General features: G+C 28.0%; 27 protein-coding genes. 15 read left to right on the top strand and 12 right to left on the bottom strand.

What is annotated here, in order from left to right:
- The 3 genes from KO506_RS14770 to KO506_RS14760 all read left to right on the top strand — a co-directional run.
- A partial coding sequence (locus KO506_RS14770; protein ID WP_215995684.1) for a T9SS type A sorting domain-containing protein occupies positions 1-396 on the top strand: 396 nt, incomplete at its 5' end.
- A gap of 164 nt (positions 397-560) precedes the next feature.
- Positions 561-3,095, top strand: a complete 2,535-nt coding sequence (locus KO506_RS14765; RefSeq protein ID WP_252726874.1) for a DUF559 domain-containing protein — start codon at positions 561-563, stop codon at positions 3,093-3,095.
- Positions 3,028-4,299 (top strand): serine hydrolase domain-containing protein, encoded by a 1,272-nt coding sequence (locus KO506_RS14760; protein ID WP_252726873.1) that lies wholly within the window; start codon positions 3,028-3,030, stop codon positions 4,297-4,299. The genes KO506_RS14765 and KO506_RS14760 overlap by 68 nt, the downstream gene beginning before the upstream one ends.
- A 54-nt stretch (positions 4,300-4,353) precedes the next feature.
- On the opposite strand, the gene meaB is transcribed toward KO506_RS14760, so the two are convergent.
- A complete protein-coding gene (gene meaB / locus KO506_RS14755) occupies positions 4,354-5,445 on the bottom strand; it encodes a methylmalonyl Co-A mutase-associated GTPase MeaB (protein ID WP_215995682.1) in 1,092 nt (363 codons plus the stop codon).
- Between the two features lie 177 nt (positions 5,446-5,622).
- On the opposite strand from meaB, the gene KO506_RS14750 reads away from it, so the two are divergent.
- The 7 genes from KO506_RS14750 (at position 5,623) to KO506_RS14720 (ending at position 11,204) form a co-directional block, all read left to right on the top strand.
- Positions 5,623-6,180: an RNA polymerase sigma factor gene (locus KO506_RS14750; RefSeq protein WP_215995681.1), complete on the top strand. Its 558-nt coding sequence runs from the start codon at positions 5,623-5,625 to the stop codon at positions 6,178-6,180.
- Positions 6,164-6,727 (top strand): hypothetical protein, encoded by a 564-nt coding sequence (locus tag KO506_RS14745; protein ID WP_215995680.1) that lies wholly within the window; start codon positions 6,164-6,166, stop codon positions 6,725-6,727. Before KO506_RS14750 ends, KO506_RS14745 begins: the two co-directional genes overlap by 17 nt.
- On the top strand, positions 6,708-8,114 hold the full coding sequence (locus tag KO506_RS14740) for a hypothetical protein (RefSeq protein WP_215995679.1): 1,407 nt from the start codon (positions 6,708-6,710) through the stop codon (positions 8,112-8,114). The genes KO506_RS14745 and KO506_RS14740 overlap by 20 nt, the downstream gene beginning before the upstream one ends.
- Before the next feature lie 96 nt (positions 8,115-8,210).
- Positions 8,211-9,689, top strand: coding sequence for a cysteine--tRNA ligase (gene cysS, locus KO506_RS14735; RefSeq protein WP_215995678.1), 1,479 nt, complete (start codon positions 8,211-8,213; stop codon positions 9,687-9,689).
- 86 nt (positions 9,690-9,775) lie between these two features.
- On the top strand, positions 9,776-10,012 hold the full coding sequence (gene yidD, locus KO506_RS14730) for a membrane protein insertion efficiency factor YidD (RefSeq protein ID WP_215995677.1): 237 nt from the start codon (positions 9,776-9,778) through the stop codon (positions 10,010-10,012).
- A 41-nt stretch (positions 10,013-10,053) separates the two neighbouring features.
- Positions 10,054-10,893, top strand: coding sequence for a prolipoprotein diacylglyceryl transferase (lgt, locus tag KO506_RS14725; RefSeq protein WP_215995676.1), 840 nt, complete (start codon positions 10,054-10,056; stop codon positions 10,891-10,893).
- On the top strand, positions 10,893-11,204 hold the full coding sequence (locus KO506_RS14720; RefSeq protein ID WP_215995675.1) for a DUF6787 family protein: 312 nt from the start codon (positions 10,893-10,895) through the stop codon (positions 11,202-11,204). The genes lgt and KO506_RS14720 overlap by 1 nt, the downstream gene beginning before the upstream one ends.
- Here the strand turns inward: KO506_RS14720 and KO506_RS14715 are convergent.
- Positions 11,201-11,488, bottom strand: a complete 288-nt coding sequence (locus KO506_RS14715; RefSeq protein WP_215995674.1) for a hypothetical protein — start codon at positions 11,486-11,488, stop codon at positions 11,201-11,203. The genes KO506_RS14720 and KO506_RS14715 overlap by 4 nt on opposite strands.
- Before the next feature lie 83 nt (positions 11,489-11,571).
- Between KO506_RS14715 and KO506_RS14710 the strand changes: the two genes are divergently transcribed.
- Positions 11,572-12,198 (top strand): NUDIX hydrolase, encoded by a 627-nt coding sequence (locus tag KO506_RS14710; protein WP_215995673.1) that lies wholly within the window; start codon positions 11,572-11,574, stop codon positions 12,196-12,198.
- Positions 12,199-12,252: 54 nt separating this feature from the next.
- Positions 12,253-13,065, top strand: a complete 813-nt coding sequence (locus KO506_RS14705; protein ID WP_215995672.1) for a lysophospholipid acyltransferase family protein — start codon at positions 12,253-12,255, stop codon at positions 13,063-13,065.
- Between the two features lie 154 nt (positions 13,066-13,219).
- Here KO506_RS14705 and KO506_RS17215 read toward each other — a convergent pair whose 3' ends face one another.
- The 5 genes from KO506_RS17215 to KO506_RS14680 form a co-directional block, all read right to left on the bottom strand.
- Positions 13,220-13,333, bottom strand: coding sequence for a PH domain-containing protein (locus tag KO506_RS17215; protein ID WP_215995697.1), 114 nt, complete (start codon positions 13,331-13,333; stop codon positions 13,220-13,222).
- A 41-nt stretch (positions 13,334-13,374) separates the two neighbouring features.
- The gene (locus KO506_RS14695) at positions 13,375-14,049 is read right to left on the bottom strand and encodes a HupE/UreJ family protein (protein WP_215995671.1); all 675 of its coding nucleotides are present in this window, start codon (positions 14,047-14,049) and stop codon (positions 13,375-13,377) included.
- The gene (locus KO506_RS14690) at positions 14,049-15,110 is read right to left on the bottom strand and encodes a DUF4198 domain-containing protein (RefSeq protein ID WP_215995670.1); all 1,062 of its coding nucleotides are present in this window, start codon (positions 15,108-15,110) and stop codon (positions 14,049-14,051) included. The genes KO506_RS14695 and KO506_RS14690 overlap by 1 nt, the downstream gene beginning before the upstream one ends.
- A 475-nt stretch (positions 15,111-15,585) precedes the next feature.
- The gene (locus KO506_RS14685) at positions 15,586-16,464 is read right to left on the bottom strand and encodes a mechanosensitive ion channel family protein (RefSeq protein ID WP_215995669.1); all 879 of its coding nucleotides are present in this window, start codon (positions 16,462-16,464) and stop codon (positions 15,586-15,588) included.
- Between the two features lie 51 nt (positions 16,465-16,515).
- Positions 16,516-17,016, bottom strand: a complete 501-nt coding sequence (locus KO506_RS14680) for a Dps family protein (RefSeq protein WP_215995668.1) — start codon at positions 17,014-17,016, stop codon at positions 16,516-16,518.
- Positions 17,017-17,278: 262 nt separating this feature from the next.
- On the opposite strand from KO506_RS14680, the gene KO506_RS14675 reads away from it, so the two are divergent.
- On the top strand, positions 17,279-17,617 hold the full coding sequence (locus KO506_RS14675; RefSeq protein ID WP_068364250.1) for a DUF4870 domain-containing protein: 339 nt from the start codon (positions 17,279-17,281) through the stop codon (positions 17,615-17,617).
- A 59-nt stretch (positions 17,618-17,676) separates the two neighbouring features.
- On the opposite strand, the gene KO506_RS14670 is transcribed toward KO506_RS14675, so the two are convergent.
- Both KO506_RS14670 and KO506_RS14665 read right to left on the bottom strand, forming a co-directional pair.
- Complete coding sequence (locus KO506_RS14670) at positions 17,677-18,108, bottom strand: DUF4268 domain-containing protein (protein ID WP_215995667.1); 432 nt, start codon at positions 18,106-18,108, stop codon at positions 17,677-17,679.
- 69 nt (positions 18,109-18,177) lie between these two features.
- Positions 18,178-18,759, bottom strand: a complete 582-nt coding sequence (locus KO506_RS14665; protein WP_215995666.1) for a tRNA-(ms[2]io[6]A)-hydroxylase — start codon at positions 18,757-18,759, stop codon at positions 18,178-18,180.
- A gap of 119 nt (positions 18,760-18,878) precedes the next feature.
- On the opposite strand from KO506_RS14665, the gene KO506_RS14660 reads away from it, so the two are divergent.
- Complete coding sequence (locus KO506_RS14660) at positions 18,879-20,192, top strand: DEAD/DEAH box helicase (protein ID WP_215995665.1); 1,314 nt, start codon at positions 18,879-18,881, stop codon at positions 20,190-20,192.
- A gap of 3 nt (positions 20,193-20,195) precedes the next feature.
- Here the strand turns inward: KO506_RS14660 and KO506_RS14655 are convergent, their stop codons facing one another.
- Positions 20,196-22,388: a SulP family inorganic anion transporter gene (locus KO506_RS14655; protein ID WP_215995664.1), complete on the bottom strand. Its 2,193-nt coding sequence runs from the start codon at positions 22,386-22,388 to the stop codon at positions 20,196-20,198.
- Complete coding sequence (locus KO506_RS14650; protein WP_252726871.1) at positions 22,389-23,222, bottom strand: universal stress protein; 834 nt, start codon at positions 23,220-23,222, stop codon at positions 22,389-22,391. It abuts the gene before it with no gap.
- Between the two features lie 128 nt (positions 23,223-23,350).
- Here KO506_RS14650 and KO506_RS14645 point away from each other — a divergent pair, with 128 nt between their 5' ends.
- The gene (locus tag KO506_RS14645) at positions 23,351-25,204 is read left to right on the top strand and encodes a cation:proton antiporter (protein WP_215995663.1); all 1,854 of its coding nucleotides are present in this window, start codon (positions 23,351-23,353) and stop codon (positions 25,202-25,204) included.
- Here the strand turns inward: KO506_RS14645 and dnaX are convergent.
- Positions 25,193-26,881, bottom strand: a complete 1,689-nt coding sequence (dnaX, locus tag KO506_RS14640) for a DNA polymerase III subunit gamma/tau (RefSeq protein ID WP_215995662.1) — start codon at positions 26,879-26,881, stop codon at positions 25,193-25,195. The two genes, KO506_RS14645 and dnaX, sit on opposite strands and share 12 nt — an antisense overlap.
- Between the last annotated feature and the right edge of the window lie 110 nt (positions 26,882-26,991).

Here is a 26,991-nt window from a genome sequence, read left to right as displayed (position 1 = left end):
TTAACTGCAGAAGATTTAACAATGTTAACCTTTACTTTTTTACCTGTTGAAGCAAACACAACTGAGTTAGATTTAGAAATTTCTGATGTAAAGTTTACAAAAGTTGCTGAAGAGGGTCAAGTTATCGAAAAAATTGATACCTTTGAAAATGAGTTTATGGCTTATCCTAATCCTTCTAAAGGAAATGTAAACTTATTATTATTCAGTGAAATTGATACAGAAGCTACTGTAACTCTAACAGATATTACTGGTAAAGTGATTTATAGTAGTAAAACTCAGTTAAATACTGGTAAAAATGAATTAGATTATAACTTTAAAGTTAAAACAGGTGTTATGTTATTACAAGTAACTTCACCAGAAACTGATTACGGAACATCTAAAATTATTTTTAGATAATGAATTATAAAATAGTCAATAGTATGAATAATTTTTAGGGGTATTAATTAACACTATTGATTCCAAGAGAGCTGATTTATCAGCTCTCTTTTTTTGTTTAAAATTTTTGAAATATAAAAATATGTAATGATTTACGTATTTTCGTTATTCATATATTTATCAGCTTGAATTTAGATTATCCAATTACATATATAAAAGGAGTTAGTGTACAAAGAGCAACTTTGTTTTACACAGAATTGGGTGTAAAAACTTGCAATGATTTACTTAACTTTTTTCCTTTTCGATATATAGATAAAACTGCTTTTTATGCAATAAAAGATTTGCAACCTAACTCATCTGAAGTACAAATTGTAGGTAAAATTACTAATGTAAAATCTGTAGCACAAAAAAGAGGAAGTAGGTTAGTAGCTACTTTTCAAGATACTTCTGGAACTATGGAATTGGTTTGGTTTAAAGGTCAAAAATGGATAAAAGATTCCTTAAAAGTTGGAGTGCCTTATGTGGTTTATGGTAAATTGAATCATTATAATGGTAATTTTAGTATTCCACATCCAGAAATGGAATTGGTTGAGGAATACAAGAAAAAGTTGCAAACTAAAATGCAACCTGTATATCCATCCACAGAAAAATTAACCAATTCAGGAGTATCAAATAAATTGATACGAAATTATATTCAGAGTTTATTACAACAATTTTACGATGGAATTCAAGAAAGTTTATCCGTTGAAATTATTAACGATTTTAAGTTGATGCAAAAACGTGATGCACTCTTAAATTTACATTTTCCTAAAAATCAAGAGCATTTAGCTAAAGCACAATATCGTTTAAAATTTGAAGAGTTATTTTTTATTCAATTGCAATTAGTCCGAAAAAAACTAGTGAATAAAACTAAAATAAAAGGTTTTGTTTTTGAAAATGTGAGTGACTATTTTAATGGTTTTTATAAAAATAATTTACCTTTTAATTTAACAAATGCACAAAAAAGAGTACTTAAAGAAATTCGAAAAGATGTAGCTTCTGGTGCACATATGAATCGTCTTTTACAAGGTGATGTTGGTTCTGGAAAAACTATTGTAGCTTTATTAACGATGTTGTTGGCTTTAGATAATGGGTTTCAGGCTACAATTATGGCACCAACAGAAATATTGGCAAATCAACATTTTATGGCAGTTTCTGAACTGTTAGAAGGAATGGATATTAATGTAGATATTTTAACAGGATCTGTAAAAACTAAGAAACGAAGAGAAATCCATCAAAAATTAGAAGACGGAACTTTGCATATTTTAATAGGTACACACGCTATATTAGAAGATAAAGTAAAATTTAAAAATTTAGGAATTGCCATTATAGATGAACAACATAGGTTTGGTGTAAAACAAAGAGCAAAACTTTGGTCTAAAGGAGGCCCATCCCAACCTTCCCTAAGAGAAGGAGTCCAATCTTTGCGCAAAAAATATATGACTGCTCGTCCATCAGTTTATAAATTGATGAAAGAATTGCAATTGGAACGTAAAAAGAAAACTACTGAGGCTGAACAAATTCTTTGGGAACAATTGAGAATTAAAAAATTAGATTCTAAATTTAGAAGACAACATATTGTTGATGAGTTTATTGTCGATTTTATTTGCATCGAAAAAAACTTAATAATTGAAGTTGATGGTAAATATCATAATACAAAAGAACAACAAGAAGCAGATAATTTAAGAACAAAAATTCTACAAGAATTAGGTTTTAAGGTAATCAGATTTACAAATGAAGAAGTAATTGGAAATGTAGATTCTACTATTAAGAAGATTACGCAAGAATTGGAAAACCTCCCTTCTGGGGAGGTTGGAGGGGCTATTCTTCCACCCCACATTTTAGTGATGACAGCTACACCAATACCAAGAACTTTAGCCATGTCTGTATATGGAGATTTAGATATTTCTGTGATAGATGAATTACCACCAGGAAGAAAAGAAGTAAAGACAGTTCATAGATATGATAGTAATAGATTATCTGTTTTTAAATTTATGAAAGATGAAATTGCAAAAGGTAGACAGGTATATATTGTTTATCCTTTAATTCAAGAATCTGAAGCAATGGATTATAAAGATTTGATGGATGGTTATGAAAGTGTTTCTCGAGAATTTCCGTTACCAAAATATCAAATAAGTATTGTTCATGGAAAAATGAAACCTGCAGATAAAGATTATGAAATGCAGCGTTTTGTAAATGGAGAAACACAAATAATGGTTGCAACAACTGTAATAGAAGTTGGTGTAAATGTGCCTAATGCAAGTGTAATGATAATTGAGAGTTCAGAACGTTTTGGGTTAAGTCAATTGCATCAATTAAGAGGTAGAGTAGGTAGAGGTGCAGACCAAAGTTACTGTATTTTATTATCGAGTTTTAAACTTTCTGCAGAAGCAAAAACACGTTTAAAAACAATGGTAGAAACTTCTGACGGATTTAAAATTGCTGAAGTTGATTTAAAACTACGTGGACCAGGAAATATAATGGGTACACAACAAAGTGGTGTCTTAAATTTAAAAATTGCTGATGTTGTAAAAGATTCTCAAATTTTAGTTTCAGCTAGAAATACAGCTATTGATGTTTTACAAGAAGATGCTAATCTTTCTCGTAAAGAAAATGAACCTATTTACAAAGCTTTTGTTAAAATGTCTAAATCTTCTAAAATTTGGAGTAATATCAGTTAAGTTTGCATTTGTGAGAGAATATGGTATCAAAATATCAATTTTATTAGGATTAATTTTAAGCATTAGCTTTTTTGCTTACGGAATTTATGCACCAAAAAAGGATAAACATGTACCTAAAAAGCTTGTTGTAGAAAAAGTAGCAAAGAAAATTGCAGTTCCTGTTTCTTATTATCCAAAGGAAATTACCAAAAAAGTAAACCTTAAATTAGATTCTTTATTAAAACGAATTAACAAAAGGCACGATTTTCATGGTTCTGTTTTAGTAGCTAAAAACAAGAAAATAGTCTATAAAAATCAAGTTGGGTATACAGATTTTAGAAAGAAAATTCCACTAAAAGAAGAGTCTGTTTTTCAATTAGCATCTGTTAGCAAACAGTTTACTGCAGCAGCAATAATGCTTTTAAAAGAAAGAGGTAAAATTCAATTAACTGATACTGTGAATACTTTTTTTCCAAATTTTCCTTATAAAAATATCACCATAAAAAACTTACTAAATCATACTTCTGGGGTACCAAAATATTTTTGGGTTGCAGAACATGAATGGAAAGAAAATAGACCACCAACAAACACAGAGTTGATGCAATTATTACCCACTTCTAAAGCACAACGTTTTTTTAAACCTGGTCGAAATTTCGATTATTCTAATACAGGTTATTTTGTTTTAGCATCGATAGTAGAAAAAGTTTCTGGAGTTCCTTTTAATAAATTTTTAAAAGAGAATATTTTCGATCCTTTAGAAATGAAAAACACCTATGTGTATAGTTATCAGAATGATACTATAAGAAAAAACCAATTAATTGGCTATCGTTTGTACAGAGGTTGGCGACATTTAAAAATTGGAAATACGATAAATGATGCCATTGTTGGCGATAAAAATGTGTATTCTACTCCAGAAGATTTATTTAAATGGACGTATGCTTTAAATACTAATCAACTACTTTCTAAAGAATCTTTAGATTTAATGTATACCAAAGGAGAAACCATTTATGGAAAAAAAATACCTTATGGATTTGGCTTTAGATTGGATAGAAATAACGATAAAAACATTTATCATTATGGCAAATGGAATGGTTTTAGTACTGCACTTACCAATTATTTAGAAGACGATTTAGTAGTTATTGTTTTAGAACATACAAGTTACAATTCTTTAAAATATCTAAACCGAAAAATTAAGGAGATTGTTTCTAAAAACTTAGAGGTTTAATCAGCTCTCAAAAATTTCTTAAAAAGAAAAATTCACTCACAATATCAAAAATATTTATGGGGTTTCTTCTTTTGAATTCGACAAATTAATCAAATTTTTTGCAGCATTAAAAGGTGTGGTTTTTCCTTCTTCTAAATTTTTTATTTCTTTTTCTAAAGCCAATTTTATTGTGGCATTATTATAAAAATTATCTTTTAATTGTTGTTCAATTGTAGCCAAAAGCCAATATTTATTTTGATTTTTTCTTTTGATGTTAAAATGGTTATTCTCTCTTATAAGAGAAATATAATTAGTTATCATTTCATCAACCTTATCAATTCCTAAATTATTTAAGGCACTTGCAGTAAGTACTTTGGGTTGCCAATCGTTTTCTTTTAAAGGATATAAATGCAAAGCTCTATTGAATTCTACTTTTGCAATTTTGGCATTTTTTTCATTATCACCATCAGCTTTATTGATTACAATTGCATCTGCCATTTCTATAATTCCACGTTTTATACCTTGCAATTCATCACCTGCACCAGATAATTTTAAAAGCAAAAAGAAATCGACCATAGAATGTACCAAAGTCTCAGATTGACCAACACCAACAGTTTCTATCAAAATGGTATCAAAACCAGCAGCTTCGCATAAAATAATTGTTTCTCTAGTTTTTTGCGCAACTCCACCTAAAGAAGAACCAGAAGCAGAAGGTCTTATAAAAGCATTTTTATCAGTAACTAATTGTTCCATTCTAGTTTTATCACCTAAAATTGCACCTTTATTTACAGAACTACTTGGGTCTACAGCTAAAACAGCAACTTTTTTGCCTTTATTGGTTAAATACTTTCCATAAACTTCAATAAATGTACTTTTTCCAACTCCAGGCACTCCTGTAATTCCTATTCTAACAGAATTATTTGCGTAAGGCAAACAGTGTTTAAGAATCTCATTTGCTTTTTTTTGATGTTTTGCATTTGTGCTTTCTACCAAAGTAATGGCTCTGCTTAAAAAAGGAATATTGCCTTCTAAAATTTTGGAAACAAATTCGTCTACAGAATTTTGCTTGGCTCTATTCAGTTTTATTTTTTCTGCACTTATAGAATTGGTAGTTTCTGGTTGAGAAACTCCTTTTTTTTCTTGCAAAGCAGATTTTTTTTTATTCATTGTAAAAGGTATTATGTAAATTTAAAAAAAATAAATGCAAAGAGGTTACGATTTTTAGTGAAGTAAATAAATTTTTTCTAACCACTTACTTTGTGTAAATTTTAAACGATTAAAAAATAATTTATGTTTTTTGCAACACAGCTAAAAAAGTATCGTCTATAAGGCAAGAAAGTATTAATGAGTTCAACCAAACAACTACATCAATCTATTATTGATCAATGCAAAGACAATAATGCAAAAGCGCAAATGCAATTGTATAATTTGTATTGTAAGGCAATGTTTATAATATCTTACAGATATGTAAACGATAAATGTGTGGCAGAAGATGTAATGCAAGAAGCGTTTTTAAAAGCTTTTAAAAATATAAATAGTTATAAAAATGAAGTGCCTTTTGGGGCTTGGTTAAAAAGAATTGTAATTAATCAAAGTATCGATTATTTAAAGAAAAAGAAGTTAGAATTAGTATCAATAAATGATGAAGTTACCACTAAAGAGGATGAGGAAGATTGGAAGGTTGATTCCAGTATTTCTATTGATGGTGTTGTAGAAAAAATAAATAATTTAAAGGATAAATATAGATTGGTTTTAACCTTGTATTTGTTAGAAGGTTATGATCATCAAGAAATATCACAAGTTTTAAATATAACAGAAAATACATCTAGAACTCATTTACTAAGAGGTAAAAAGTTATTGAAAGAACAGTTAAAAAACACGAATTATGCAGCAGGATATTAGAGAAAAACTAAAAGATTTTAAAGGAGATAATATTGAATTATCAAAAAAACATAGTAATAAATTTGAAGCTTTATTACAACAAGAATTACATCAAACAAAACCTAAAAACAAAACTTTTTTATGGCTATCAATAGCAGCTTCAATTTTATTGTTGGTTAGTTTGGGTATTCAGTTTTATCCATCAGAAAATATGGAAGAAGTTCCTACAAAAAATAATACTAAAGAGATAACTTTAGGTAATATATCACCAGAATTTAATACTATAGAAACTTATTATATTAATAGTATTAATCTAGAAATTAGTCAACTAGATTTATCCGAAGAAAATAAAGATATCGTAGATGGCTATTTATTAAAGATTGCAGAACTAACAAAAGAATACAAAACATTAACCAAAGAGCTCAATACAAATGGGGTTAATGAAGCAACTATAGATGCACTAATTCGTAATTTACAATTACGCTTACAGCTTTTACAACGTTTAAAAAAGCAATTAAAAGAACTTAAAAATTTAAATACTACACAAAATGAAACACAGCTTATATAAACATATTATCACCTTTATTGCTATTGGTTTTTTAGGAACCACATTTGCACAAAAGTTTGATAAAAAGTTTACAGAAAATTTTAAAACTAATAAAGATGTAGAAGTTGCTATAAATGCATCGAATACAGATATTAATGTAACAATTTGGAACAAAAATGAAGTTCAAGTAGAGGCTTTTATAGAAATTGAAGGAATCTCTAAAGAAGAAGCAGAAAAGTATTTTAAAGACTGGAATTTTGAAGCTTTAGGAAATTCTAAAAAAGTAAAAATTACTTCTAAAGGAAATAATACTTTTAACTTTAAAAACGACTTTGTTTTTTTTGATAATATGAATTTCGATTTTGAAATGCCAGAAGTGGATTTTTCAGGAATGAAAACTATAGTTTTACCTGATATGGATTTTGATTTCGACTTTGATTTAGATCTAGGTTTTGATAATATTTTTGATGATTTAGATAAAAATATGGGTAAAGATGGTAAATATGAATTCAGATGGAAAGACGATGATTATGACATAGAAATTAACTCGAAAGAAGAATGGGAAGCTTTTAAGAAAACTAAAGAATATGAAAAACTTAAAAAGAAACTTTCTTTAGACAAAGAGAAAATGCGCAAAGAATTAGCGGAATCTAAAGAAAAAATGAGAGTGGAATTAAAGAAGGTAAAAGAGGAATTTCAAAAAGTTGATAAAGAGGAAATTAAAAAGCAATTAGAAAAAGCAAAAAAAGAGCTTAAAAAAATGAAATTTCATTTTAACTCAGAAGATGAAGATTTAATTATTAATGGTAAGAAAATAAACATTAAAAAAAGATTAGAAATAAAAGTTCCAAAAGATGCTACTTTTAATTTAAATACACGCCATTGTAAAGTGAAATTGCCAAATACAGTTGCCTGTGGTAACGTAAAATATGGTTCTTTTTTTGCAAATAATTTAAAAGGTGGGGAATTAACAATTAGTTATTCCCCAGTAATTATTAATGGTTTGTTTTTTAGTGATTTATCTTTAAATAATGTTGTAGATGCAAAAATAGCTTTTGTTCAAAATTCAATTTTAAATAATAATTCTTCGAATGTAGAAATTCAAGTTATAGATAGAAATACTAATATTACAGATAAATTAGGTGAGTTACTTATCAATGAATTAGATTTAAATTTTGGTAAACTTATTTTAAATACAAGTCATTCTAATGTAATTATTAATCTTAATAAAGTAAAAACTTCACTTGGTTTTGATTTGGTTAAAAGTAAATTAGATAATATATCAAATAGTTTTGATAAATTGATTACACCTTCTGATACGTTTATAACTAAATCAGGTATTATAAATAGTATGCTTAAAAATACTTTTGTATTGAAATCTGAATATAGTTCTATATTAATCAAGTAATTTGATTTAATATTTTTACCAAACTTCTAACAATTTCCATTTCGTTATTCTTCTTAAAGTGTCTATATTTGAACCTTATAAATAGTCACTTTTTTAATGGAACTCTACAAAGAAAATCAGCTTAAAATTTACAATTCGTTATCAAAATCTAAAGAAGATTTTAAATCCATAACAGATGGTTATGTAGGTATGTATGTTTGTGGGCCAACAGTTTATAGCAACGCACATTTAGGTAATGTAAGAACCTTTATGTTTTTTGATGTTGTGTACAGATATTTATTACATTTAGGTTATAAAGTACGTTATGTACGTAATATTACAGACGCAGGTCATTTAGAAAATGATGCAGATGAAGGCGAAGATAAAATTGCCAGAAAAGCACGTTTAGAGCAAATAGAACCTATGGAAGTTGTACAACGTTACACTGTAGATTTTCATGATGTTTTAAAAAATTACAATTTTTTACCACCAAGTATAGAGCCAACTGCCACAGGTCATATTGTTGAGCAAATAGAAATGATTAAAGAAATTATAGAAAAAGGTTTTGCTTATGAGGTAAATGGTTCTGTTTATTTTGATGTACATGAGTACAACAAAAAAGAAAATTACGGAATTCTTTCTGGTAGAAAAGTAGAAGACTTATTAAATAATACTAGAACTTTAGATGGGCAATCTGATAAGAAAAATCCACAAGATTTTGCACTTTGGAAAAAAGCCGATGAAAAGCATATTATGCGTTGGCCCTCTCCTTGGTCTGATGGTTTTCCTGGTTGGCATTTAGAATGTTCTGTAATGAGTACAAAATATTTAGGCGAAAGTTTTGATATTCATGGAGGAGGAATGGATTTAAAATTTCCACATCACGAATGTGAAATTGCGCAATCTCAAACTTGTTCTGGTGTAAAACCTGTAAACTATTGGATGCATACAAATATGCTTTCTTTAAACGGACAACGAATGTCTAAATCTACAGGAAATTTTATTTTACCAAATGAAATTTTAACAGGAGAAAACGATATTTTACCAAAAGCATTTTCAGCATCTGTAGTTCGTTTCTTTAATATGCAAGCCAATTATAGAAGTATTTTAGATTTTTCTGGTGATGCTTTAGAAGCTTCAGAAAAAGGACATTCTAAATTAATGGAAGCTGTTTCTTATTTAGATAAAATAGAAGCTGGTAAATCATCTACTTTCGATGTTCAGCAATGGAAAAAAGATTGTTATGCAGCAATGAATGATGATTTTAATACACCTATTTTAATATCAAATTTATTTGAAGCTGTAAAAGTTATCAATCAAATAAAAGAAAAGAAAGCAATTTTAACTGCGGATGATTTAGCAGAATTTAAAACAACAATTAACGCTTTTGTTTTTGATGTTTTAGGTTTAATGAATGAAGCCAGTCAAGACAATTCTGAAAAAGTAAAAGGAGTAGTAGAGTTGTTAATAAAACTAAGAAAAGAAGCCAGAGAAAATAAAGATTGGGCTTTATCAGACCAAATTAGAGACGAGTTAATTGAATTAGGAATTCAATTAAAAGATGGTAAAGAAGGCACAACTTTTTCAATTAATTAAATTATAAATATGTCAGTTCGAGTGATTTCGATTTTTCATCGAAATTGTATCGAGAACTAATTTGTAATTCCTCAATTCTTTAATCGTTGAAAAAAATACTTTCATATCCATTTATATTTCTGGTTCGTTTTTATCAAGCAGCAATATCTCCATACACACCATCAACTTGTAGGTATTCACCAACTTGTTCGCATTATACCATAGAAGCTTTGCAAAAACACGGTTTATTTTATGGAGGTTGGTTATCTTTGAAGCGAATTTTTAGTTGTCATCCTTGGGGAGGAAGTGGATATGATCCTGTACCCGAAAAAAGAGAAAAGTAATTTTACTTGCATCTTTAATTTTAAATATTGAATTATAGTTTATGAATTTTTTAGCAATAGAGTGGGATCCATCATTAGGTATAAACCTAGGTTTTTTTACTGTTAGATGGTATAGTTTAATGTTTGTTGCCGCTTTTTTATTGGGTTTATTCTTAATGAAAAAAATATTTGTAAAAGATGAAATTCCGGCTGAAAAACTAGATACACTTTTTATGTATGTTTTTATATCAATGTTAGTTGGTATGCGTTTAGGTGATGTTCTCTTTTATAGTTGGGATTATTATCAAGATCATTTATTAGAAATATTTTTACCAATGAAAAAAATAAATGGAAGCTGGGAGTTTACTGGTTATACTGGTTTTGCTAGTCATGGAGCTGCTATTGGTATTCCTATTGCGTTATATTTTTATTCTAAAAAACATTTACAAAAACCTTGGCTTTTTATTTTAGATAGATTGGCAATAATGGTGGCTTTAGCTGGTTTTTTTATTAGACTTGGTAATTTCTTTAATTCAGAAATTTACGGTAAAGAAACTAGTTCTGATTTTGGAGTAATTTTTAAAGTAGCAGGAGAAACAACTGCAAGACACCCAACTCAATTATATGAAGCATTTAGTTATTTAGCTTTATTTTTTGTGATGTGGTTTATATATTGGAAAACCGATAAAAAACAAAAATTAGGGTATTTATTTGGCTTATTTATGATTGTTTTATGGTCTTTACGTTTTTTTATAGAATTCTTAAAAGAAGCACAAGTAGATGGACGAGAAGATTGGGTTTTCAATTCTTTAAATACAGGTCAAGTGTTAAGTATTCCTCTTGTTTTAATAGGAGTTTGGTTAATGTTTAGAAAAACAAAAACAGTAAAAGAAAAAGTGTAATGGATAAATTAAAAGAAAGATGGGGAATAGAAAGTAACTGGTCTATTTTCTTTATTTTTTGTGCTTTTGCAGTAAATGGTTCTTTTGCAGCTTGGGTTGCTAAGCCAGTTACAGGTTTTTTGGGTTTATCACCAGAAACACTAAACCCATGGTTGTATTGGCCACTTAGAATTTTACTTATTTTTCCTATTTATCAATTAACATTGCCATTAGTAGGTTGGTTATTTGGTCAGTTTAAATTCTTTTGGGCTTTCGAAAAAAAGTTTTTAAGCAGATTAGGTTTAGGCTTTTTATTTAAAGAAAATAGTTAAACATCTATTGTCGTTATTTCTTTTTCTTCATTTTCTTCATCACCTTTTTTAATGATGTAAGTGTAAATCCACATTAATGTAAATGTTGGTATAATATCAGAAAAAGGAAATATTTCTTCAAAAAAACTTATAACACCACCAATTTTACCTTTTGTACCTTTATACATTCTCGTCATTACGTAACTAGAAATTGGTGCCCAAGCAAAATCTAAAAAAGGAACAGGAATTAAACCAACTGCATCTAAAGCTATGCTATAGATTAATTTTTTATATTTTATATTCATATTTAATATCAATTCAAAATTCTTGCCAAAAAATATTTTTTTGAAATAGAATGCTATAAGTTTGCTAAAAGTAATTAATCAAAATGAATTTTAAAGATTTTACTGATAAAATTGATGAGATAAAGTCAACAAAATTAGGTGGTTTAGAAGCTCAATTTATAATGGCACCTAAACTTCGATTAAAATTTGATAAAGAAAAGATAGCTGCAAGTAATCCTAGAAAAGCTGCAGTTTTGGCATTATTTTATCCAAATGATAAAAAACAAACTACTTTACTATTAACAAAAAGAGCAAGTTATAAAGGCACACATTCTGCTCAAATCAGTTTTCCAGGAGGTAAAATTGAAAAAAGTGATGTAAATCTAGAAGATACTGCTTTAAGAGAAACTTGGGAAGAAGTTGGAGTTTGCTCAACATCCGTAGAAATAATAAGAGAATTAACAGATGTTTACATACCACCAAGTAATTTTTTAGCTACTCCATTTATTGGTTATGTAGCTGAAAGACCTAGCTTTATCTTAAATCACGAAGTTGCAAATACCATTGAAATTTTACTTACAGATTTATTAGATGATAAGCATTTAACTTCAGTAAATTTATCTACGTCTTACATGAAAAATATTGATGTACCTTGTTTTAAAATTAATAACCATATTATTTGGGGAGCTACAGGTATGATGCTTTCAGAAATTAAAGAACTCCTAAAATAGCTAATTGTTAAATTGTTTTGTAGTTTTGCTATAAACCAAGTAAAAAAAATATAAATGCCTTTATTTAAAAGGAATCCTTTTGGACATTATTTGTTCATAAAAAAGTTCATTATCCGTCTTTTCGGAATTATATCTCATGGGCGCTACAGAAAGTTTAACAATCTTAATATAGAAGGTTCAGAAATTTTAAGAAACTTACCAGATAAAAATGTTTTGTTTATCTCTAATCATCAAACTTATTTTGCAGATGTTGCAGCTATGTTTCATGTTTTTAATGCCTCTTTAAGTGGTAGAGATGATTCTATTAAAAATATTGGTTACATCTGGAATCCTAAATTAAATATCTATTTTGTGGCTGCTGGCGAAACTATGAAAGCTGGTTTATTGCCAAAAATATTTGCTTATGCTGGTTCTGTTTCTATTGATAGAACTTGGAGAAGTGCTGGTAAAAATGTAAACAGACAAGTTAAAAATTCTGATATTTCTAATATTGGTAAAGCTATAGAAGATGGTTGGGTAATTACTTTTCCTCAAGGAACTACAACTCCTTTTAAGCCAATTAGAAGAGGAACAGCACACATTATTAAAACTTTTAAACCAGTAGTTGTACCAATTGTTATTGATGGTTTTAGACGTTCTTTTGATAAAAAAGGACTAAGTATAAAAAGGAAAAATGTATTACAATCTATGGTGATAAAAGAACCATTAGAAATTGATTACGATAACGAAGATGTAGCAGAAATTGTTACTAAAATAGAATATGCTATTGAGCAACATCCTTCATTTTTAAAAGTACTTTCGCCTAAAGATGCTGAAGAATATTTAAAACAAGAAGAAAAACTGAATAAACGACGTACTTTTTGGTAAGTGGTTTTAGTATAAATTAAAAGTAGGTAAGTGGCTAGATTTATCATCTAAAAACAACTGTTTTAAGTTATATTACTTTTTCAGCTAAATATTTCTGTATTTTTTACATTCTTATACTTATTATATTTTTTCTTACAGAATGTATTTCTTCATTTTAAAAACCGAAATTATATTTGGAGTCTAAATCAAAAGTTGCAAAGGTTTCTGTAGAAAATCTAAAAATATTTTTATAAGGCAAAGATTTATATTTGATTTTACTTCCTGTAATTCATTTTAAATCAAAAATAATTAAATGTTTTTTACTGTTTTCTAAATTGTATTATAGTTATAAATTTGATATGTAAATAAAGCAATACCTATAAAGATTAAGTACCAATTAACAGCTTTATAAAAGGCAGGGAATTGTTTGTTGTTTCTAAAAAAAGTAATTATGCCTACTATTGGTATTAATGCTAAGACTTGTCCTAATTCTACACCAAGATTAAAACATAATATCTTTGCTAAAAATTGGTCATTACCAATATCAAAAGACTGTAATCTTGTTGATAAACCAAAACCGTGTATCAAGCCAAAAAGGCCAACCATTAATAGTAAATTGGGTGCTTTGACTTTTAATTTTTTAAATCCGTGTAAATTCTCAAATCCTTTATAAAATACACTTAAAGCGATAACAGCATCTACAATATGTTCGTTTGCAGTAATACCAGCATAAGTCGCTCCAATTAAAGTTATACAATGACCAATAGTAAAAACAGTTATAAACTTTAAAATATCTTTAAAGCTTTTTAAGTAAAATACTACACCAGCTAAAAAAAGTAAATGATCGTAACCAGTTAGCATGTGTGTTGCACCAACTTGTATGTAAGCCCATAAACCTCCATTACGCAGTAATTCTTGGTCTGCACTTGTTACATCGTGGGCAAAACTTATAAAGGGTATAAATAATAGGAGTAATAGTAATACTCTTTTTAAATTAAATTTCATTATTTATCCTTGTTTCTAAAGATTAAAAATAGCACTCCAACAGCAAATATACTTCCTAGAATAAATACCCAAGTAGGTATTTCATTATCATGATGATCATCATGTGCATGTTCGTTATTATTATGTGAGTGACCTATTTCAAAAGTAAGAGTAGCCCATTTAGATTTATGTGTTAATTCATCAGAATCAGTAACATTAACCATACTTATAGTACGCATATAATAAATGCCTTCTTCTTGTAAATTTACAGTAACTATCCCTTTATCATTTGTACGTAATTGTTGTCCATTTGTATGTGTATGCTCTTCGTTATTTTCAGGATTGTCATGTGAATGCATTTCTCCATCATGAGTATGTTTATCATTCTCATTATCATGAGAGTGAGCATTAGCACTTTTTATATTATCAGCAAAAACTAATTGATTAGCTACAGGTTTACCATCTAATAATAATAAAACATCTATGCTGTCTCCACTATATTTTTTATAAGGATTGGCTTGAGGAACAAATTCAATTGGGTAGCCTAAAACAGTTTTCCAATCATCTGTTTTTACCTTACCAACTTGATAGATTGCTTTTACGTGTTTTTGATAATTTTCTACAGCATTTTGATTAAGTAAATTATTTTTTGTTCTATAATCAAGCATGTCATAAACACCATCACTTTTTAGGTAAGCATTAAATTTATCTGCGGTTAATTCTATATTTCTAGCTTTGGTAGAGACAGCTGCAACATAAGTACCAGAATTACCAGTTTTAAATTTTAATTGAGTTATGGTACTGTCTTTATCTTGCCAATCATTTGTGTTTATGGCTTTTCTTTCTCCTTGAGAAACTACAGAAGCATCAATAATACGATCTCTTGTAATAATATTTTCGCTGGTTTCAAAAGTACCATTATATAGACTTAAAGTAGCTTCTTGATTTTCTTGTAAAAAATAGGTACCCATTTTTAAGTATAAATCATGACTGCAAAAAACGATGAAGGCAGATATAAGTAAAAAATATTTAGAAAAATTAATAATACTGTTTTTGATAGTGGTTTTTGTATTTAATTTCATTTTATATTTTTAAAGTTTTTTTTTGTTATAATCACCTGTTAGTCTTTCGATTATCAATGAACTATTGATTGGTGATATTAAAAATTTTATCACACTAAATATAAGAGTAATCTTTTTAATTGTACACAAATATAAAATTTTATGAAATTATTAAGAAGTTGATGTTTCTTAATCATTAGACAGAACTAATATTATGCCTGATTTCTTGGATTTAATATACTATTACTAACTTTTTCTTATTGTTTTTTAATTTTATCGTTTTTATTCTTACCCTTAATTTGTTGTGCTAAGGTTATGTGTTTACTTACACAATAGGAAATAGCTGTTCTAGTAATTTAGTGTTTTTTAGAAACTTTTTTGTTTAATAACTGACCATTTAATAATTGATAAACAACTAAAATTTCGGTCTCTAAAGTTGCTTTTTGATAAATTATTCTTTGCTATTTTTCATTTTTAGTCAACCTATTTCAGGAAATTAATTAGATGATATTTGTTGTTTTGAAATATCATTCTTAACATTTAATTTATTTGTAAATTCTAAAGTTCTTATAGGGAAAGGAATATTAATGTTTTCTTTATCAAAAGCTTTTTTAATTTGTATAATAGCATTACTCTTGGCTTTTAATTTTTGTAATGCGTTCTGAGAATCTACCCAAAATCTACATAAAAAATTAATTGAACTATCACCAAATTCTGTGTAGTAGAATTCAACATTTTTACCAATTTCTTTTTGATTAAAATTATCTTGAATGGTTTGTTTTGTTAGCTTTTCTACCAATTCTAAATCAGCACCATATTCTATACCACACTCTATAGCAATTCTCATTTTTGTTGTTAAGGAGTAATTCTTAAACGGATTTTCTAAAATGGTTTTATTGGGTATTACAACAGTATTATTATCAGCTTCTCTAATTACAAAATAATTAAGATTTATGTCTATAACCTCACCTGCATAACCATTGGTTTCTACCCAATTACCAATATTTAGATTGTGTCTAAAAGATAATACAACACCAGAAATTGTGTTAGAAAGTGTGCCTTGTAAAGCTAAACCAACTACAATACCAGAAACACCAGCAGCAGAAACAATGGTTTTTAAAGTACCATCAAATTTTAAAACAGTCATTGCAATGTATAAACCTAATAGAAAAATAACGGCAGATGCCACTCTTGATACTAAATTTCTGACAGATTCTTGCTTAATTCTATTTTTTAAGTTTTTAGAAATAAAGCTATTTATTGCTCTCGAAGCAAAATATGCTATTATTACTACAACAATTGCAATTGCAATATTGGGTATGTTTTTTAAAAATATGTCTTTCCAAGTTTCTAGTTTCTCTATTATTTTATCCATGATTGTTGTTAAAATTTGTTATTGTAGTTTTTTCTGATGTTTTAGAATTAACTACTTAACAAAGCTGGTATTATATTCTTCTTTAGTATCTTTTGACCAAGCATTTAACATCCAAGTAGATTTTTCTAATTCTCTAATGTATGCTCCAATTAAATCTAAAGTACCTTCATCTTTGGCTTTTTCAGCTCTATCAATTACTTTACCAAACTGTTCTAAGATAATTCTGTGGTCTTCTATGATTTCTTTAACCATTTCATCATCAGATAACAAAGGTGAAGATTCTTTAATTTTAGAAACCTCTATATAATCTGATAATTTACTTATAGGATGGTATTTTAGGGTTACAATTCTTTCTGCAATTTCATCAATTTTAACTCTTGTATCATTATACATTTCTTCGAATTTATTGTGCAAATCAAAAAAGTTTTTTCCAAGAATGTTCCAATGAAAATTTCTTAGTTTTTGATAATACACATGAAAATCTGCTAATAATACATTTAATTCTGATACTACTGGTAATACTTTTTGGTTGTCTATGTTAAGGTAATCCATAATGTTAAGGTTTTTTAATTAATATTGACACAAAGATATTTTTAAAGAGAATTATTTCTTTGCTCAAATAAATGAGATATTAACCTATATACATTTGTTTTTTTCTTTTTTAGATTTATTTTCTTAATTCAATCCTATTTCATTAAATTAAGTTAGTATTTTTATGTGTTTTTAGTTAAAGTGTTTTCTGATAACACAATAAGTTGTAACAAAACCAGAATTTTAGCGACAAATAGATACAAACCAAACAACAATTATAAAGATGAAAGAAGATAAACAGTTATTAGTATTAACACATTTAAGTCAGTTATTAGATTTTGTAACTGGTATTGGTGGTTTTATTGTACCATTAGTGTTATGGCTAACCAAGAAGGATGAAATTATAAATATGGATGCTCATGGTAAAGCAATTATTAATTTTAGAATATCTATGTTTATTTACATTTTAATATGTATTCCTTTAATTTTATTATTAGGTTTAGGAGTTTTAGGATTAATAGCTATCGGAATTTTCTATTTAATTTTTCCGATAACAAATGCCATAAAAGCAAGTAATGGAGAAGAACCAAATTATCCGTTTTCGATAAATATTATAAAATAGTGAAGAGAAAAAGTAAAATTAAAAATCGCCTTTTTGGGCGATTTTTTTTTAATTAAATTTTAAATATTTTTAATAACATCTTCATATTCATAAAAGAAGAGTTCAAACTTCTCCATTGTTGCTACATAAAATTCATAGCAATCTCGCCAAGTATTTTTGTTGTAGATACTAAATTTTTTATCAAAAGGAACATAAATTCTGTGAATGGTTTTACCACTTTCTAAAAGGTAATCATCATCAAAAATTACTTCTGGTAGTTCAGTTTCTAACAGCGTTTTTAAAGAAAGTAGTTGGTCGTAATATAAAAGATTTACCAATTCATCAGGATTTTCGATATCCAAACATACCATTGCCTTTTTTCTATCAGCAACAAATTTAAAAGAAAACCCTTTTATTTTAGTATTGTATAAAAGCCATTTTCTTGGAAAAGATTTTCCAAAACTTGTCCAGAATAATTTACGTATTTGTGCAGCTTCTTCTTTAGAGAACATTTAATAGTTTAAAGTTTAAGGTTTCGAGTTCAGTAATTTTGAATTAAGAACTCACAACTCAGAATTGAATTACCCGTGAATTTTGGCTAAGTTTCCTCTTTCTTTCATTAATTCTGCTTCAAATTTTAATAAAGCATTCCATTTTTCATCAACGATTGCTCTATCTTGATATTCTCTTGCAAAATGTAAAAAAGTAGTATAATGATTGGCTTCTGAAATCATTAGATTTTTATAGAATTTCTGTAATTCTTCATCTTCCATATTTTCAGAAAAAACCTTAAAACGCTCACAACTTCTAGCTTCAATTAAAGCTGCCACTAACAAACGTTGAATTAAAGCATTGGTTCTGTCTTTGGTTTTTGGAAAAAATTTCTGTAAACGAACAGCATAATCGTTTTTCTGTTCACGCCCTAAAACCATTCCTCTTTTTACCATTAATAAATGCACCATTTTAAAATGTTGCATTTCTTCTATAGCAATATTGCTCATTTCTTTAACCAATTCTGTTTCTTCAGAATAATTAATGATAATTGATACTGCATTAGAAGCTGCTTTTTGCTCTAAAAATGCATGGTCTGTTAATATTTGTTGCAAATTTACTTTTGCAATTTCTGCCCAAGAAGTTTCTGTTTCGAATTGTAAGCCTAACATTGTTTTAATTTGAAAATACAAAAGTAAAGAATATAAACCCTTTTTTGGTAAAAGACTAACTATCTTTGAACCGAATTTAAATTCAATCAATTTTATTTAATTTTTTAGAGATAAATAGTATGGCAAATAACATTAAAAATCAAGAAGATATTTTAGCAAAATTAAATATTTATAAGTTGAATGAAATGCAGGATGAAGCAATTTCTGTAATTGAAAAAACTACAAATACAATTATTCTTTCGCCTACAGGTACAGGTAAAACTTTAGCTTTTCTTTTGCCAACTTTAAAGTTGATAGATCCTGAAAATAAAGATATTCAAGTTTTAGTTTTAGTGCCTTCTAGAGAATTAGCCATTCAAATTGAGCAAGTAATTAGAGAAATGGGTACAGGATTTAAAGTAAATGCAGTTTATGGAGGTCGTTCTATGGCCAAAGATAAAATAGAAATAAAACATACACCAAGTATTTTAATTGGTACTCCAGGTAGAATTTCTGATCATTTTGCAAATGATCGTTTTTCTAAAGAAAGCATTAAAACTTTAATTTTAGATGAGTTTGATAAATCTTTAGAAGTTGGTTTTGAATATGAAATGAGAGGTATTATCAATCAATTACCAAATATTAATAAGCGAATTTTAACATCAGCAACACAAGATGCCGAAATTCCTGATTTTGTAAAATTGAATAAGCCAACTATTATAAATTACTTAACAGGTAAAAAATCTAAAAAATTAGATATTAAGATTGTTGCATCAGAGGCAAAAAATAAAAATGAAACACTTTTAAACTTACTAAAACATATAGGTAATAAACCCGGAATTATTTTTTGTAACCTTAAAAGCAGTATAGAGCACGTAAGTGAATTTTTAAGTAAAAATAAAATAGCGCATTCATCCTTTTCTGGAGGAATGGAGCAAAGAGATCGTGAGCGTTCTTTAATAAAGTTTAGAAATGGGTCAAGTCAAATTTTATTAGCTACAGATTTAGCTGCAAGAGGTATAGATATTCCAGAAATGAAATATATTATTCATTATGAATTACCACAAAGGATAGAAGAGTTTACACACAGAAATGGACGAACTGCTAGGGTAGATGCAAAAGGAACTGCCTATGTTTTAAAATGGCAAAAAGAAATTTTACCAGATTTTATAAAAGGTGCTACAAATGCTAATATTTCTGATAAGCAAAAATTAAAACCTGTTTTTTGGGAAACTTTGTTTGTTTCTGGAGGTAGAAAAGACAAAATTTCTAAAGGAGATCTTGCAGGTTTATTCTTTAAAAAAGGAAATTTAAACAAAGATCAATTAGGTATTATTGAATTAAAACAAGACTGTGCTTTTGTTGCTGTACCAGTTTCTGAAACAAAAAGATTGGTAGAGGATTTAAATAATGTTCGTTTAAAAAATAAAAAAGTTAGGGTTTTTACAATCTAATATTTACCCAATAATTTTTTGTAAAGCTATACCAAAATAGGCAAGTGCTTTAATTTCTTTAACACTAGCCAAACGTTCATTGCCAAATATTAAGAGACCTTTTTTGGTAGCTGAAATATGGTATTGTTTATTGCTTTCAAAAAACAAAATTAATTCGTCTGTAAAGAATTCTATTATTTGTTTTTCATTTTTTCCTGATAAATAAAAACGTTTGCTAAAATCTGGATGATTGTCTAAATCAATATCAGTGTAACCAACAAAGTGCAAAATATGCTCAAATAAACCTTCTTTATCTAGAGTAAAATCGGGTATATTCTTTTTAGGATGTATATGCAACATTGTTGTTTTAACAATTTGTTTTGCAATTAGTTCTCCTTCAGAGAAATGAACATCAAAAATGGTGCATGAGTCATTAGAAAGTACATTAGATACTTTCTGTATTTTACGAGTTTTAAAATAACCAAACGTTGGTAATTCTTCCATTTCTATATCAGAAAAAGGATCGTATTGCCAATGCATTTCTTTACTAATATTCTCTATAGACCCTTGTCTTTTTGTAAAAACCTTATTTAAATTATTTATTTGCTTTGGCATAATTTTACGCAATGCAAAAGGATGATTACTTTTAGGTTCTGCATCATCTAAACCAATAACCTCAAAATGGCCTCCTTTTCTGGTAAAACTTTCTGCATAATTACTCATGTTTTCCATCACTGAATCATCAACAAAATCGCACAAAGAAAAATCGATGATGGCTTCTTCAGTTTCCGGAATTTGATTTAGCTTGGTTTTTAGTTTTGTGTAATTTAAAAAGCTAGAAAAATTCTTAACGCTTACGTAATAAATATCATCTTCTTTAAACATTAAAACATTAGGTTTAATAATGTTTTTAAAGAATAGTTTTGCATTTTTATTGATAATAATATGCATTATTAGTGTCGCAAAAATACCTACTAAAATACCAGTAATTAAACTAGTGGAAATAGTTGTTAGTAAGGTTATTAAAAATATAATTAATTGCTCTTTACCAACTTTAAATACTTTAACAATGTTGTCTGGTGATGCTAATTTGTAACCTGTAAAAACTAAAATTGCAGCTAAAGCAGGTAATGGAATTTTACGTAATTGAGTCGCAAATAATAAAATGAATACTATTAAAAAACTGGCGTGAAAAAAGTTTGCAGATCTGTTACTACCTTTATTATTAACGTTTACAGAACTCCTTGCAATTACAGTAACCACATTTAAGCCACCTAAAAAACCACTAATTACAGTTGCAATTCCTAAGGCTCTTATGTCTTTATTTACATTAGATCGTCTTTTTAAAGAATCTAATTTATCAACAGCTTTTATGCTTAATAAACTTTCTATACTTGCAATTAGAGTAATACTAATTACAGCACTTATAAATTCCATTTTATAAATTTTCCCAAAATCTGGGAAAGCAAAGTTTGATAAAATATCGTTAGGTAAACTAATTAGTAAACTTTTTTCAATAGGATAATCAGCAGTAGAAAAATATTCGAAATAAGCATAAAAGCTAATACTTAAAATTACAATCCACATAGGTGCAGGAATCAATTTTAAATATCGGTTTCTAATTTTGCCGTAAAAAATCATTATTAACAGACTAATAATACCTACTAAACCTGCATAAAAAATACTTGTACTGTCTGTTTTTATAAAGTTGATAATCCCTTCTGGAATTTTTAAAAGTAACTCTATAATACTTCCTTTAGCATAAATGTTACCAAACATTACATGTATTTGTTTGGCAAAAATACCTATACCAATTGCAGCCAACATTCCTTGTATTGCAGATGATGGAAAGAAATCTCCTAAAGATCCCATTCTTAAAAACCCAAGAATTATCATAATAACTCCAGAAACTACAATTGCAGCCAAAGTATAAAGAAAACCTTGCTGCATATCTCCTTCACCTAAAGTAGTAATTGCAGCTAAAATTACAACTACTAAACCATTTCCTGGCCCTGTAATAGTAACATTAGAACCACCAATGATGGCAACAACTGTTCCACCAACAATGGCTGCTATAATTCCTGAAATTGGTGGTGCGCCAGAAGCCAAGGCCAAACCTAAACCTAATGGAAGTGCAATTAATGAAACAACAAATCCTGAAAATAAATTTTGGGGTATTTCTGATAAAAATGTTTTAAAAGTACTTTGTTTTTTCATCTATTTTACAATTAAAACATCTGTTGGTAATTCAGATAAAATGTACTCAATGTCATGAGGAAAAATACGATCTATAATTCCTGATTTTCTTGGTCCATTCATCACCAATAAATCTGCTCTTTTTACTTTAGCATAATGCCCAATAGAATAACCTCTTTTGCCAAAAATACTTTGTGTATTAACAATGAAATTTTGACATTCAATTTCATTTAAAATTTTATTTACACGTCTGTTTTCTCTCGTCTCTAGTCTTTCTTTGGCAATGTTTGCTCTACGTAAAGATCTGTCATCATTTACTTTAACATGTAATTCTTCTTGCTTAATTTCTTCGACTATTGTTATTTTTTTACAGTTTAAATAATTAGAAATAAGAAAAGAAGTTTTTATAGTTTCCTCTGTTTTTTTATCTTCTAAACCATTTACAACAATGTGTTTACATGCCTGTCTTACAATAGATGGTTTTATTAATAATAGTACAGAACAAGGTGCTTTTCTTGTAATTTTTCTAGCAATAGAACCTACATAATATTTATATATATTTTCTTTTTGTAATGCACCTAAAATAAGTAAATCTATTTGTTCATTTTTACAAGTTTTTAAAATTACATCTACTGGTTCTCCTTGTTGCCAAATTGCTGTAAATTTGGTTTTTAAAAAATCAGCTTCTTGTAAAATAGCTTGAATGTTTTTCTCTTTTTCTTCGGATTTTTCTCCCACATGTACACCAACTAATTCTGCATTAAACATATTAGCTAATCTTACAGCTTCAAATAAATTTGGTTTTAAGTTGGGTGAAAAAGCAATCCCTATTAGGATTTTATCAAATTTTTGCAAAAAGAATATTTTGTTTTGAAGTTATTGGCACAATATAGCAAACTTTAAAAGAATGAAAAAAACTAAAGAATTTATTTTTAAGATAAATAAACATTCTTAAATTTACTAATTAATCTTAGGCACAAAATATGTTAGAGTTAGCAGGAATAATCATTTTAGGAATATTGGCACAATGGGTTGCTTGGAAGTTTAAAATTCCAGCAATTTTACCTTTAATCTTAATAGGTTTATTAGTTGGGCCAATTGCTGCAGAATATTTAAGTGAAGATGGTTCTAAATGGATAGAACCCATTTGGAATGGCGAAAAAGGATTATTTCCTGGAGAGAGTTTGTATTACTTTGTTTCACTAGCAATCAGTATCATTCTTTTTGAAGGTGGTTTAACTCTTAAAAGAAGTGAAATTAAAAATGTAGGGCCAGTTATTACAAAATTAATCACTTTAGGTTCTGCAATTACTTTCTTTGGTGCAGGTGTAGTTGCACACTATGTTTTTGGTTTAGGTTGGGATCTTTCTTACCTCTTTGCAGGTTTAATTATAGTTACTGGGCCAACAGTTATTACACCGATTTTACGAAATATTCCATTAAAAAAAGATATATCTACTGTTTTAAAGTGGGAAGGAATTTTAATAGATCCAATAGGTGCTTTAGTTGCAGTATTGGTTTTTGAGTTTATAAGTGTTGGTGGAGGTGGAGGTTTTACCAAAACAGCCTTAATTGAATTTGGTAAAATTTTATTATTTGGTACTACTTTCGGATTCACTTTTGCACATGCTTTAGCTTATGCTGTAAATAAAAAGTTAATTCCACATTACTTGTTGAATGTGGTTTCTTTATCTACTGTGCTTTTGGTTTTTGTAGAATCAGAAATATTTGCGCACGAATCAGGACTTTTAGCTGTTGTTGTTATGGGGATGGTTTTAGGTAATGGTAAATTAAAAAACTTAAAAGAATTACTTTATTTTAAAGAATCTTTAAGTGTTTTATTAATTTCAATTTTATTCATTTTATTGGCAGCTAATATCAACATGAAAGATTTGTTGTTGTTATATACCTGGAAAACTGCTTCTTTATTTGCCATTGTAGTTTTTATTATAAGACCGTTAGCGGTTTTTGCAAGTACATATAAATCCAAATTAAAATTAAATGAAAAATTATTTATAAGTTGGGTTGGACCAAGAGGTATTGTTGCAGCAGGTATTGCTTCTTTATTTGGTAGTAAATTATTAAAACAAGGTGTAGAGGGTGCAGAATATATAACACCTCTTGTATTTATGATTGTTTTAGGTACTGTACTTTTAAATGCAACTACAGCAAGATTATTTGCTAAAATGGTTGGTGTTTTTCTAAAAAGATCTAATGGTATTTTAATTGTAGGTGCTTCTAAACCAGCAAGATTAATAGCAGCATTTTTAACTAAAAAAGGTAAAAGAGTTGTACTTATAGATTCTAATAAAAACTTTATAGAAAAAGCAACAGAAAATGATTTAGAAGCTTTTAATGTAAATATTTATGATGATGAATTGACAGATAATATTGAGTTAAATGATGTAGGTTATTTAATTGCTTTAACTGGTAATGATTCTGTAAATAAGTATGCATTAAATAACTTTTCTAAAGCTTTTGGTGAACATGGTTCTTTTAGACTGGCTTCTTCTTCAGAAGCGAATAATGCAACAGAAGAAGAAAAATATGGTTTTGTAACACCTAAAGACGATTATATTAATTTAAGTGAAGCATATAGAGAAAACCCAAATATTACTGAGGTTAAGGTAAATGGAGATACAGAATATAATAATATTCTTAAAATTTTAGAAAACGAAGAAAAGGCAGTTCCTTTATTTATACAAAACAAAAAAGGAATTTACTTAATTGCTGAATTCGAAAAAGCGAAACATGAAAAGAAAGATTTAGTAATTTCTTATTTAGGTAAAGATATTGGTGATACTTATAAAACTGAAGAAGAAAAATTAAAAGTCTAATTCAAAAGTTTGACGTAATTTTTCTAGTAAAGGATTTTTCTCTTTTAATTTATTAAATTTTTCTTGACTGGTGTAAGCAAATTTCTTTTGAATGGTTTCGTTTACAACAGCATTTATATTAATACCATAATTGTTGAGTTTCTCTCTTAAATAAGCCAATAATTTTGGTCTACCTTTTAAGAATTCATCTTTCATTAAATTACTAGGTACAGCATAAATAACTTCAAAATTTTCAGATAATTTTGGTATGCCAGAAGCAATAATAGAAGCTAAATTATTTTCGCCTTTTTTACGTAATAATACAGGATATTCTTTCCAATGATTTTGTAAAGTTTCTTCTGTAAAAAGGTCTTTTGGATGATTGTCGTAATTCTCTTCAGCTATAGACTTTTTTACTACTTTTTTCTCATGAATACTTTTTAAAGTAAGTGAAGAAGTACGTCTTTTAACCGATTTTAAAATTGGTTTTACTGATTTCGATTTTATTTCTTCGGATGTTTTTGGTGCAGAAACATCTACTTTATTTACAATAGGTTGTACTGCTTTTTTGGGAGCTGGAGAAAGCGCTTGAAAAAATGTAGCAGGAATTATGTAGTTAGCTGGCTTTTTTTTTTCTCCATCAAAAGTGATAGAGGCAATCTGCATTAAAGTTAATTCCACCAGCAATCGCTGATTTTTACTAGTTCTGTAATTTAAATCACAATCATTGGCTTTGTTAATGGCTTGCATTAAAAAAGGAATACTTGCTTTGGTAGATTGCTCTAAATATTTCTTTTTGGCAGCATCACCAACTTCTAATAAATCTAAAGTTATTTTGTCTTTAGCTACTAATAAATCTCTAAAATGACTCGCCAAACCATTTATAAAATGATGTCCTTCAAAACCTTTTCCTAAGATAGAATTAAATGCATTTAATACATCAGGTATTTTGTTGTTTAACAACAAATCTGTCATATTAAAATAGGTATCGTAATCTAAAACATTTAAATTTTCGGTTACAGCTTCTCGAGTTAATTCTTTACCAGAAAAACTAACAACTCTATCAAAAATAGATAAAGCATCACGCATTGCACCATCAGCTTTTTGAGCAATAATATGCAAAGCATCATCTTCTGCTGTAATATTTTCTTTTTCGCAAATGGTTTTTAGGTAATTTTTAGCATCTAAAACACCAATTCTTTTAAAATCAAATATTTGACAACGAGATAAAATAGTCGGAATTATTTTGTGTTTTTCTGTAGTAGCTAAAATAAAAATAGCATGTGCAGGTGGTTCTTCTAAAGTCTTTAAAAAAGCATTAAATGCAGCTTGAGATAACATATGTACCTCATCAATAATATAAACTTTGTATTTACCAGTTTGTGGTGGTATACGAACCTGGTCTGTTAAGTTTCTAATATCATCAACAGAATTGTTAGAAGCAGCATCTAACTCAAAAATATTAAAAGCAAAATCTTCATCATCAGAAACTTCTACATCTTGCTGATTTATTTTCTTAGCCAAAATACGAGCACAAGAAGTTTTACCAACACCTCTTGGCCCAGTAAATAACAAAGCTTGTGCTAAATGGTTGTTTTTTATAGCATTCTCTAGCGTGTTTGTTATGGCTTGTTGCCCAACAACATCCTCAAAATTTTGTGGTCTGTATTTACGTGCAGAAACTATAAAGTGCTCCATTAAAACTTTTAATTTATCGCACAAAAATAGGGATAACAACTATTTTTAGCAACTGGGTTTCTTAACAAAATGCTAAAGTTGTAAACAAATTGTACGAAGTTTAATTAAAG

This window comes from Polaribacter vadi (assembly GCF_018861005.1).
Classification (GTDB): Bacteria; Bacteroidota; Bacteroidia; order Flavobacteriales; family Flavobacteriaceae; genus Polaribacter; species Polaribacter vadi_A.
This window is presented reverse-complemented; position numbering and strand designations above follow the sequence as displayed.

What these genes read in the sequence shown, in the direction of transcription:
- KO506_RS14760 (WP_252726873.1), top strand. Translation starts at nt 3,028, where the DNA reads ATGAACCTATTTACAAAGCTTTTGTTAAAATGTCTAAATCTTCTAAAA.
- KO506_RS14750 (WP_215995681.1), top strand. Translation starts at nt 5,623, where the DNA reads ATGAGTTCAACCAAACAACTACATCAATCTATTATTGATCAATGCAAA.
- KO506_RS14670 (WP_215995667.1), bottom strand. Translation starts at nt 18,108, where the DNA reads ATGTTCTCTAAAGAAGAAGCTGCACAAATACGTAAATTATTCTGGACA.
- KO506_RS14690 (WP_215995670.1), bottom strand. Translation starts at nt 15,110, where the DNA reads ATGAAATTAAATACAAAAACCACTATCAAAAACAGTATTATTAATTTT.
- KO506_RS14715 (WP_215995674.1), bottom strand. Translation starts at nt 11,488, where the DNA reads ATGAATATAAAATATAAAAAATTAATCTATAGCATAGCTTTAGATGCA.
- lgt (WP_215995676.1), top strand. Translation starts at nt 10,054, where the DNA reads ATGAATTTTTTAGCAATAGAGTGGGATCCATCATTAGGTATAAACCTA.
- cysS (WP_215995678.1), top strand. Translation starts at nt 8,211, where the DNA reads ATGGAACTCTACAAAGAAAATCAGCTTAAAATTTACAATTCGTTATCA.
- KO506_RS14705 (WP_215995672.1), top strand. Translation starts at nt 12,253, where the DNA reads ATGCCTTTATTTAAAAGGAATCCTTTTGGACATTATTTGTTCATAAAA.
- KO506_RS14695 (WP_215995671.1), bottom strand. Translation starts at nt 14,049, where the DNA reads ATGAAATTTAATTTAAAAAGAGTATTACTATTACTCCTATTATTTATA.
- meaB (WP_215995682.1), bottom strand. Translation starts at nt 5,445, where the DNA reads ATGAATAAAAAAAAATCTGCTTTGCAAGAAAAAAAAGGAGTTTCTCAA.
- KO506_RS14680 (WP_215995668.1), bottom strand. Translation starts at nt 17,016, where the DNA reads ATGGATTACCTTAACATAGACAACCAAAAAGTATTACCAGTAGTATCA.
- KO506_RS14645 (WP_215995663.1), top strand. Translation starts at nt 23,351, where the DNA reads ATGTTAGAGTTAGCAGGAATAATCATTTTAGGAATATTGGCACAATGG.
- KO506_RS14675 (WP_068364250.1), top strand. Translation starts at nt 17,279, where the DNA reads ATGAAAGAAGATAAACAGTTATTAGTATTAACACATTTAAGTCAGTTA.
- KO506_RS14685 (WP_215995669.1), bottom strand. Translation starts at nt 16,464, where the DNA reads ATGGATAAAATAATAGAGAAACTAGAAACTTGGAAAGACATATTTTTA.
- KO506_RS14745 (WP_215995680.1), top strand. Translation starts at nt 6,164, where the DNA reads ATGCAGCAGGATATTAGAGAAAAACTAAAAGATTTTAAAGGAGATAAT.
- KO506_RS14660 (WP_215995665.1), top strand. Translation starts at nt 18,879, where the DNA reads ATGGCAAATAACATTAAAAATCAAGAAGATATTTTAGCAAAATTAAAT.
- KO506_RS14710 (WP_215995673.1), top strand. Translation starts at nt 11,572, where the DNA reads ATGAATTTTAAAGATTTTACTGATAAAATTGATGAGATAAAGTCAACA.
- KO506_RS14740 (WP_215995679.1), top strand. Translation starts at nt 6,708, where the DNA reads ATGAAACACAGCTTATATAAACATATTATCACCTTTATTGCTATTGGT.
- KO506_RS14655 (WP_215995664.1), bottom strand. Translation starts at nt 22,388, where the DNA reads ATGAAAAAACAAAGTACTTTTAAAACATTTTTATCAGAAATACCCCAA.
- dnaX (WP_215995662.1), bottom strand. Translation starts at nt 26,881, where the DNA reads ATGGAGCACTTTATAGTTTCTGCACGTAAATACAGACCACAAAATTTT.
- KO506_RS14720 (WP_215995675.1), top strand. Translation starts at nt 10,893, where the DNA reads ATGGATAAATTAAAAGAAAGATGGGGAATAGAAAGTAACTGGTCTATT.
- KO506_RS14665 (WP_215995666.1), bottom strand. Translation starts at nt 18,759, where the DNA reads ATGTTAGGCTTACAATTCGAAACAGAAACTTCTTGGGCAGAAATTGCA.